Origin of the sequence: Paenibacillus sp. FSL A5-0031, assembly GCF_001956295.1 — a bacterium.
In the GTDB taxonomy this organism is placed as follows: Bacteria; Bacillota; Bacilli; order Paenibacillales; family Paenibacillaceae; genus Pristimantibacillus.
Map to the genome: position 1 here is coordinate 1 of NZ_MRTD01000060.1, position 942 is coordinate 942.

Consider the following 942-nt stretch of genomic DNA (forward strand, 5'->3'; position numbering starts at 1 on the left):
GCGTAGAGGGACTTGAACCCCCACGGTCGCCCGCTAGATCCTAAGTCTAGTGCGTCTGCCAATTCCGCCATACGCGCATATGTGATTCTTTGAAGCTTAACCATGTTTTGCAGGGCTTCCACCTACATTACTCTGTAGACATACAGAGTGCTTCCCTATGAAGGGTGTTAAAGATGGTGCGCGTAGAGGGACTTGAACCCCCACGGTCGCCCGCTAGATCCTAAGTCTAGTGCGTCTGCCAATTCCGCCATACGCGACCCTGATTAAAAGTCAGGTGCTCTACCAACTGAGCTAATGACTCATAGTATAAGTGGCTGGGGATTCAGGGATCGAACCTGAGAATGACGGAGTCAAAGTCCGTTGCCTTACCGCTTGGCTAATCCCCAATAGCGATATGGTGGACGCTGACGGGATCGAACCGCCGACCCTCTGCTTGTAAGGCAGATGCTCTCCCAGCTGAGCTAAGCGTCCAAGGATAAAGGCGCCATTTGTGAAAATAATTTGGTGACCCGTAGGGGACTCGAACCCCTGTTACCTCCGTGAAAGGGAGGTGTCTTAACCACTTGACCAACGGGCCATGCTAAAATTGATGCTTGTCCTTACAGTTGAAAGTTTTCTGGAGCTCTCAACCGGATTCGAACCGGTGACCTCATCCTTACCATGGATGCACTCTACCTACTGAGCTATGAGAGCATAATGGCTCCCCGAACAGGACTCGAACCTGTGACAACTCGATTAACAGTCGAGTGCTCTACCAACTGAGCTATCAGGGAACATTGTATTTTGAGTTGAATGTTATTAAAGCTTCAACTTCAAAATAGGCACGGTTGAATATCAAGGCGTATTGCGCCTTGAAAACTGGATACGAAAGATTAGGCTTGCTGAAGCCTTTATGCTGCTGTCTACTGGATGTATGGGTCACAGTAAACGTGTTTAGGATAA

5 tRNA genes are annotated in these 942 nt (G+C 48.9%); all 5 read right to left on the reverse strand.

Annotated features, from left to right (window positions below):
• Window positions 1-311: 311 nt before the first annotated feature.
• The 5 genes from BK120_RS34265 to BK120_RS34285 all read right to left on the reverse strand — a co-directional run bounded on the left by BK120_RS34265 (window position 312) and on the right by BK120_RS34285 (window position 773).
• Window positions 312-386, reverse strand: a tRNA-Gln gene (locus BK120_RS34265).
• A gap of 9 nt (window positions 387-395) precedes the next feature.
• Window positions 396-471: transfer RNA gene (locus BK120_RS34270), tRNA-Val, on the reverse strand.
• Between the two features lie 31 nt (window positions 472-502).
• Window positions 503-577: transfer RNA gene (locus BK120_RS34275), tRNA-Glu, on the reverse strand.
• A 40-nt stretch (window positions 578-617) separates the two neighbouring features.
• Window positions 618-693, reverse strand: a tRNA-Thr gene (locus tag BK120_RS34280).
• A gap of 4 nt (window positions 694-697) precedes the next feature.
• Window positions 698-773 (reverse strand) — tRNA-Asn (locus BK120_RS34285).
• Between the last annotated feature and the right edge of the window lie 169 nt (window positions 774-942).